Source organism: Pseudomonas sp. SAR267 (assembly GCF_052077595.1).
Lineage (GTDB): Bacteria > Pseudomonadota > Gammaproteobacteria > Pseudomonadales > Pseudomonadaceae > Aquipseudomonas > Aquipseudomonas vlassakiae.
This window is the reverse complement of the sequence record NZ_JBQIHU010000001.1, coordinates 3,981,143-3,988,764: the sequence shown is the minus strand read 5'-3', so window position 1 is coordinate 3,988,764 and position 7,622 is coordinate 3,981,143. Positions and strand designations below refer to the sequence as shown.

The window sequence follows — 7,622 nt, the reverse complement described above, 5'->3', positions numbered from 1 at the left end:
GGCACATCGCCCGGCGGCAAGGACGAACAGCAGTAAGGGAATTTCGTGAAGCGACGCAGTCCGCTGTCACCGCTGTGGCTGGGGGCCTTCGGGCTCCTGGCGTTGAACCTGAATCCGGTTGCCCGGGCAGCCGACGACATAGACCCCAGACTGCGCACCATCGGGCCGTCACTGATGCGCGATGCGCCCGATGCCATCCCCGCCCGCCCGCCTTCCGGCCAGGCCGCCAGCAACGGCGACCGCCTGGGGCTGGCCGAGGCCGTGCTGACCGCGGCGCAGTGGCACCCGAGCATCGCCGAAGCGGTCGGTAACCTGTACAAGCAGGGCGAAGGCATCAACGTCGCCCGTGCCGGTTACTACCCGCAAATCTCCGGTGGCCTGCGCACCGGCTATGACACTGGCTACGGCGGCGACCGCAACAGCCAGGCATTGAGCCTGTCCTTGAAGCAGATGCTTTACGACTTCGGCAAGGTCGACAATGCCGTCAGCGCCGCCCAGGCCGCCGCCACCCGGGCCCAGGCCAATATCCTGCTGGTGGTTGACGACCTCGCCCGCGACACCGCCTACGCCTGGATCGAAACCCGCCGCTACGAACAATTGATGGCCATCGCCCGTGACCAGATCCGCGGCGTCGGCGACATTGCCGGCATGGCCCGCCAGCGCAGCGACATGGGCGCCAGCACCCGCTCCGATGTGGTCCAGGCCGAGTCGCGGGTCGAGGGCGCCCGCGCCACCCTCGAGGAATACCAGTCGCAGTACGAACGCTGGCGTTCGACCCTGGCCGAACTGCTCGGCCGCGTAGCACCACCGGCCCTGGCCGAGCAAACGCCACCGGAGCTGAACCAGGCGTGCAAGCGTTCTTCAGGCAGTAGTGATCGGCTGCCAGCCGTACTGATGGCCCTGGCCTTGCGCGCCCAGTCCCAGGCCGAACTGGCCCAGGCCAAGGCCGAAGCCTACCCCACCCTGTCGCTGCAACCGCAGGTCAACCACTACCTGGACAACGACTACAACCGCGACAACCGAAGCCTCGACCGCACCCAGGCGGGCATCTACCTGAACGTCGAGGTGCCCATCTACCAGGGGGGCGCGATCAGCGCCCGCAGCCGCGCCGCCGGCCATGCCCTGAGCGCCGCCGACTCCGCCGAAGACGCGGCGCGCCTGCAGGCCCGCCGCGGCCTGGCCGAGGCCATGGCGCAGACCTCTGGCCTGAGCCGGCGCCTGACTTCGCTGGAGGCCCGCCAGGCCAGCATCCAGGAAGCCCGCGAACTGTATGGCAGGCAGTACCTGGACCTGGGCACCCGCCCCCTGCTCGACCTGCTCAACGCCGAGCAGGAGATCTACCAGTCACGCTTCGAACTCGCCGGCACCCGCTCCGACCTGCTGCGCCTGGATGTCGACTGCCTGTACAACTCCGGCGCCCTGCGTACCGCCTTCGGGCTGGAAGGGCGCAACCTGCAAGGGGTGGAAATCGAGCCATGAACGACACCGTCAAGCTGACCCAGGCCGGTCAGGCGCAGAATCCGCAAGCGGCTGCGCCGCATCGCCCTGATCTCGGCCCCTGGCTGGAAGTGATGCTGCAGGTTGCTCATCACTATCGCCTGGACGTCTCGCCCCAGCGCATCCGCCTGGCGGCGGCCGAGGATGCGCGCCCGCTGGATGAGATTCTCCGGCACATGGCGCGCCAGGCCGGGCTGACCTTGCGCTTCGTGCGCTACGACGCCAAGGCCCTGCGCCAGTGGCGCACGCCGCTGGTGCTGGAGCTGGACGATGGCCAGTTGGCCACGGTCGAGGCAGTGACCGAGGAAAACGAGCTGGCGGTGGTGTTCGCCGGCGACCAGCGCCTGACTTCGCGCCTGCCCCGGGAAGCGCTCGACGGGCGCATCAACCGCGTGGCCTTGATGCGCCCGGCACGGCCGCTGCGCGATGTGCGCACCGACGACTACACCGCGCCCTACGATCGGCACTGGTTCACCCGCATCGTGCTGCGCGACCTGCGCCCGTACGGCCAGGTGATGGTCGCCTCGTTGGTGGCCAACGTGCTGGCCCTGGCCGGCGTGCTGTTTTCGATGCAAGTGTACGACCGGGTGATCCCCGCCGAGTCCCTGCCAACCCTGTACGTGCTGTTCGGCGGCGTAGTGCTGGCGCTGGTGTTCGACTTCAGCATGCGCCTGCTGCGGCTGAAGGTCACCGACCTGCTGGGCAAGCGTGCCGACCTGCGGGTATCCGACCTGGTCTACGGCCATGCGCTGCGCCTGCGCAATTCGGCACGGCCGAAATCCACCGGCTCGTTCATCTCGCAGCTGCGCGAGCTGGAGTCGATCCGTGACCTGATCACCTCGAGCACCGCCACCGCGTTGGCCGACCTGCCGTTCTTCCTGCTGTTCCTGCTGGTGTTCTGGCTGATCGGCGGAGTGCTGGTGTTCATCCCGCTGGTGGCGCTGCTGGCCATGGTCATCCCGGGGCTGCTGGCGCAGCGGCGCCTGGCGGCACTGGCCAATGCTTCGATGCGCGAGTCGTCGCTGCGCAACGCCATGCTGGTGGAAAGCATCCAGGGCCTGGACGAAATCAAGGCGCTACAGGCCGAGGCGCGCTTCGAGCGCCAGTGGAACCAGTACAACGCCGCCTGCGCGCACACCAGCCTGCACCTGCGCACCCTGACCAACGGCCTGGTCACCTGGACCCAGAACGTCCAGGGCGCGGTGTTTGCCGTGGTCATCGTGATCGGTGCGCCGATGGTGATCGCCGGCGACCTCACCACCGGTAGCCTGGTGGCCGCCTCGATGCTGTCGTCACGGATGATGGCGCCGCTGGCGCAGCTGACCCATGTGCTGACCCGCTGGCAACAGGCCAAGGTGGCCTTGCAGGGCCTGGACAAGCTGATGCAGTCGCCGGTCGACCATCCGGAAGGCGAGGCTCGCGTGCACCTGCCGGCGATCCGTGGCGAATATGTGCTGCGCCAGGCCACCTTCCGCTACAGCCCGGAAGCACCACCGGTTCTGAGCATCGGCCAGCTCGACATCCAGCCTGGCGAACGCATCGCCGTGCTCGGGCGCAACGGCGCCGGCAAATCGACCCTGTTGCAGGCGCTGGGCGGCGCCATGGACCTGAGCCAGGGCGAAGTCAGCCTCGATGGCATCGCCATGGCGCACCTCGACCCGGCCGACCTGCGCCGTGACGTCGGCCTGCTGGCCCAGTATGCCCGGCTGTTCCACGGCACCCTGCGGGAAAACCTCACCCTCGGCGCCGGCCAGGCCAGCGACCAGGAGTTGGTCGCCGCGCTGGCGGCCACCGGTGCGCTGGAGTTCGTCCGCCACCTGCCCAAGGGCCTCGACCATCTGATCCTCGAAGGCGGCCAAGGCCTGTCCGGAGGGCAGCGCCAAGCCCTGGTGCTGGCGCGCTTGCTGGTTCGCCAACCGCAGGTACTGCTGCTCGACGAGCCCACCGCTTCGCTCGACGACGTCACCGAACGCAAGTTGCTGGATAACCTCGACCGCTTCTGCCAGGGCCGCACCCTGGTGATCGCCACCCATCGCCTCAGCGTGCTGCAGCGTGTGGAGCGCATCATCGTGCTCGACGGCGGGCGCATCGTCATCGACGACAAACGCGACGCCGCCCTGGCCAAGCTACAAGGAGCTCAGGCATGAGCAACCACCCACTCCCCGCCTCGTACCTGGACGGCCAAGACGACCAGGCGGTGCTGCGCGCCGGGCGTATCATCACAATCTGCGCACTTATGCTCGCTGCGTTCCTGGCCTGGGCGGCCTGGTTCGAGGTGACCGAAGTGTCCACTGGCACCGGCAAGGTTATCCCCAGTTCACGCGAACAGGTGATCCAGTCGTTCGAAGGCGGCATCGTCGCCGAGATGAACGTGGCCGAAGGCGACCTGGTGGAACGCGGCCAGGTGCTCGCCCAGCTCGACCCGACCAAGACCGCCTCCAGTGTTGGCGAAAGCGAAGCCAAGTACCGTGCCGCCAAGGCCAGCGTGGCGCGCTTGCGTGCCGAGGTCACCGGCAAGCCACTGAGCTTCCCGGAAAGCCTGCGCGATTCGCCCGACCTGATCGACGCCGAGACGGCGCTGTACGAAACCCGCCGCCGTGGCCTGGAGCAGACCCTGGCCGGCATCGAAGATTCGCTGCGGTTGGTGCGCGCGGAGCTGAAGATCACCGAGAACCTGGCCAAGATGGGCGCCTCCAGCCGGGTCGAGGTGATCCGCCTGAACCGCCAGCGCTCGGAACTGGAACTCAAGGCCAACGAGGCCCGCTCCGAGTACCTGGTGCGCGCCCGCGAGGAGCTGGCCAAGGCCAGTGCCGAGGCCGACAGCCTGTCGGAAGTGATCCGCGGGCGCAGCGATTCGCTGACGCGCCTGACCTTGCGTTCGCCGGTGCGCGGCATCGTCAAGGATATCGAGGTCAACACCCTGGGCGGCGTGGTACAACCTGGCGGGCAGGTGATGAAGATCGTGCCGATGGATGAGCGCTTGCTGATCGAAACCCGCATCGCGCCACGGGACATCGCCTTCATCCACCCCGACCAGGCGGCCAAGGTCAAGATCAGTGCCTACGACTACTCGGTGTATGGCGGGCTGGACGGCAAGGTCGTGGGGATATCGCCGGATACCCTGCAGGACGAGGTGAAACCGGAAATCTATTACTACCGGGTATTCATCCGCACCGAACAGGACAGCCTGACCAACAAGGCCGGCAAGCACTTCGCGATCGTGCCGGGGATGATCGCCACGGTGGATATCCGCACTGGCGAGAAGACCATCCTCGATTACCTGATCAAACCGCTGAACCGCGCCCGCGAAGCCCTGCGCGAACGCTGACCTCAACAGCAGCAAAGCCCCCTGTGGGAGCGGACAAGCCCGCGAACACCGGCGCAGCCGGTGCCATGCACCGCGGTGCCTGCTTCGCGGGCGCGCCCGCTCCCACAGGATCCTGCAGCCTTGGCAATTGGGCACTAAAGAGCCGCGAGATCAGGCCGATAACCCGGCATCCCCCGTTTCCCACGAAGGTCACCATGGCCACGCAAAATGCCCGCGCAGACTCGCTGTCGCTGCTGCTGTTCACCCTGCGCAGCGGCAAGCTGATGGCAATCAACCTGCTCAAGGTCAGCGAGATCATTCCCTGCCCGCCACTGACCAAGCTGCCCGAATCGCACCCGCACGTGAAGGGCGTGGCGACCCTGCGCGGCAACTCGCTGTCGGTGATCGACCTGTCCCGGGCCATCGGCGAACGGCCACTGGAAGACCCTCAGGGCGGCTGCCTGATCGTCACCGAGATCAGCCGCTCGCGCCAAGGTCTGCACGTGCAAGCGGTAAGCCGCATCGTCCATTGCCTGAGCACCGACATCAAGGCGCCACCCTTTGGCTCGGGCAACCGGTCGTTCATCACGGGCGTGACCCGGGTCGACAACACCCTGGTGCAGGTGCTGGACATCGAGAAGGTCATCCACGGCATCGCCCCGCCCGAGCCGGAGCCACAGCCGGGCGAGCTGAGCGAGGAAGACGCCAGCCTGTTGGCCGCCGCCAACATCCTGGTGGTCGACGACAGCCAGGTGGCGCTGCAGCAGTCGCTGCACACCTTGCGCAACCTCGGCATCGACTGCCATACCGCGCGCAGTGCCAAGGATGCGATGAACGTGCTGCTGGAGCTGCAGGGCACCGCGCAAGAGATCAACATCATCGTCTCGGACATCGAAATGTCCGAGATGGACGGCTACGCCTTCACCCGTACCCTGCGCGAGACCCCGGACTTCCAGCACCTCTACGTGCTGCTGCACACCTCGCTGGACAGCGCCATGAGCAGCGAGAAAGCCAAGCTGGCCGGGGCCAATGCCATCCTCACCAAGTTCTCCTCGCCCGACCTGACCGACTGCCTGGTGACGGCGGCGCGGACTGTGGTGTTTGCCGAGCGCTGAAGCTCGTGTTGTCATATTCAGCGACAAACTCCCTGGCTTGCCGCCAGGGATGACTCGGGCATAATTCGCGCCCCTCGGACCCATTGCCGGAATCGCGTATGAAGTTTTTCAACTCTTTTCTGATCGCCTGCGCCCTGTTCAGCGGTGTCGCCCAGGCCTCCAGCAGCCAGGCCTGGAACGACCAGCGCCAGCAGATGCTCAAGGCCTGCCTGAAGGCCAGCCAGTTCAAGGATGCCCACGCTCGCGGCAAGCCAGCCGAGTTCGATGACCAGGTCGGTTTCAGCGCCCTGCTGATCGAAGGGGTCTATCCACAGAAGCACATGCAGCAACGCACCGGCACCGAGCTGTGCCTGTACGACCGCAAGCAGCAGCAGGCCTACGTCAGCGAATGGAACCCGGACGCCAAGTGAACGACGGCCTGCGTTTTGCCTGTACCGGTTGTGGCAAGTGCTGCACCGGCCACCATGTGCCATTGACCCTGGACGAAGCGGGCCAGTGGGCTGCTGCGGGTGGCCAGGTGATCGTCTTGATCGAAGGCTTTGTTACCGATGGGCCGGGTATGCCGGCGGACCAGCGCGAGCATGTGCTGCGTCGCTCGTATCCGGTGCCCTGCGGGGGCAGTGAGGTGCGCGTTTCGGTAACTTTTGCTGCATTCAACCCGGGGCGCTGTCGCAACCTCGACGACAACGACCTGTGCAGCATCTATGAAAGCCGACCGCTGGTCTGCCGCATCTACCCGGTGGAAATCAATCCGCATATTCCACTGCGGCCGGAGAACAAGGACTGCCCGCCCGAGGCTTGGCAGCAAGGGCCCGAGCTGATTCACGGTTCACTGCCGGTGGACCCGACGCTGCTGGCGCTGGTGCAGGCTTCGCGGCAGGCGGATCGTGATGATATCGCGGCCAAGGTGGCTATCTGCGAGGCACTGGGGATGACCACCAGCGCGCTCAAGGGCAATGGGTTTACTGCTTATTTGCCGGACATGAGCGCGTTTGCCGCTGCTCTCGCGCAGGCGTCATCAGGGAGCGGGGCTGAGTGGATGCTGCATGTGGAGCAGCCTGAGCTGGTGAATGACTTGCAGGTTCGGGGGTTGCGGACCACTGCTGAAGCGCCGGTCTACTACGCCTTCATTGGGTTTTAGGTAAGCAGGTCCGGCCTCTTCGCGGGCACGCCCGCTCCCACAGGATCACCACAAACCCACGGCCTTGCGCGATACCTGTGGGAGCGGGCGTGCCCGCGAAGGGCCGCAAAGCGGCCCCACTAACGTTCAGGCGCTGCGATTCAAGCCCATTTCCATATCATTGATCGGTGCCTTGGCCATGGCACTGAGAATCCGCGCCGTACTGCCTGCTATCAGGTTCAGAATCTTCCTACAGCGGGTGGCAGGATCGCGTTAGGGCCACGAGGTGCTTGCCACAACATCTTCAGCGCCTATGAGATCGAGCGCCGCCCGCGCGGCGCATCGCGGGCAAGCCCGCTCCCACATCTGTTTCGGGCCAGTCACTCCTGTGAAGCCAACAGGGACCGCCTTGGTGCATGACTGGAGACAGGTGGAGCAGCATCTGTGCCCACCGAGATGCATCGCCGGACCCTGTCGGCTTCCACCGAGATGCATCGCCATACAAACAAGGCGGTCCCTGTTGGCGGCACAGGAGTAACTGGCCCGAAACAGATGTGGGAGCGGGCTTGCCCGCGATGCGCCG

The 7,622-nt window shown here is 66.2% G+C and carries 6 protein-coding genes; all 6 read left to right on the top strand.

Annotation, left to right across the window (positions count from 1 at the left end; all coding sequences use genetic code 11):
- Positions 1–45 precede the first annotated feature (45 nt).
- The 6 genes from ACTORR_RS18750 (at position 46) to ACTORR_RS18725 (ending at position 7,060) form a co-directional block, all read left to right on the top strand.
- On the top strand, positions 46–1,479 hold the full coding sequence (locus ACTORR_RS18750) for a TolC family outer membrane protein (RefSeq protein ID WP_441343758.1): 1,434 nt from the start codon (positions 46–48) through the stop codon (positions 1,477–1,479).
- Entirely contained in the window at positions 1,476–3,644 is a 2,169-nt protein-coding gene (locus ACTORR_RS18745; protein ID WP_313365248.1) for a type I secretion system permease/ATPase, read from the top strand. Before ACTORR_RS18750 ends, ACTORR_RS18745 begins: the two co-directional genes overlap by 4 nt.
- Entirely contained in the window at positions 3,641–4,825 is a 1,185-nt protein-coding gene (locus ACTORR_RS18740; protein ID WP_054887529.1) for an HlyD family type I secretion periplasmic adaptor subunit, read from the top strand. Before ACTORR_RS18745 ends, ACTORR_RS18740 begins: the two co-directional genes overlap by 4 nt.
- 194 nt (positions 4,826–5,019) lie before the next feature.
- The gene (locus ACTORR_RS18735) at positions 5,020–5,919 is read left to right on the top strand and encodes a chemotaxis protein (RefSeq protein WP_313365249.1); all 900 of its coding nucleotides are present in this window, start codon (positions 5,020–5,022) and stop codon (positions 5,917–5,919) included.
- Positions 5,920–6,017: 98 nt separating this feature from the next.
- Positions 6,018–6,329 (top strand): hypothetical protein, encoded by a 312-nt coding sequence (locus ACTORR_RS18730; protein WP_313365250.1) that lies wholly within the window; start codon positions 6,018–6,020, stop codon positions 6,327–6,329.
- Entirely contained in the window at positions 6,326–7,060 is a 735-nt protein-coding gene (locus tag ACTORR_RS18725; RefSeq protein WP_054887526.1) for a YkgJ family cysteine cluster protein, read from the top strand. Before ACTORR_RS18730 ends, ACTORR_RS18725 begins: the two co-directional genes overlap by 4 nt.
- Positions 7,061–7,622 lie beyond the last annotated feature (562 nt).

Bases quoted from the DNA above. Each gene is read 5' to 3' on its own strand.
- ACTORR_RS18745 (WP_313365248.1), top strand. From the start codon at position 1,476: ATGAACGACACCGTCAAGCTGACCCAGGCCGGTCAGGCGCAGAATCCG.
- ACTORR_RS18740 (WP_054887529.1), top strand. From the start codon at position 3,641: ATGAGCAACCACCCACTCCCCGCCTCGTACCTGGACGGCCAAGACGAC.
- ACTORR_RS18735 (WP_313365249.1), top strand. From the start codon at position 5,020: ATGGCCACGCAAAATGCCCGCGCAGACTCGCTGTCGCTGCTGCTGTTC.
- ACTORR_RS18730 (WP_313365250.1), top strand. From the start codon at position 6,018: ATGAAGTTTTTCAACTCTTTTCTGATCGCCTGCGCCCTGTTCAGCGGT.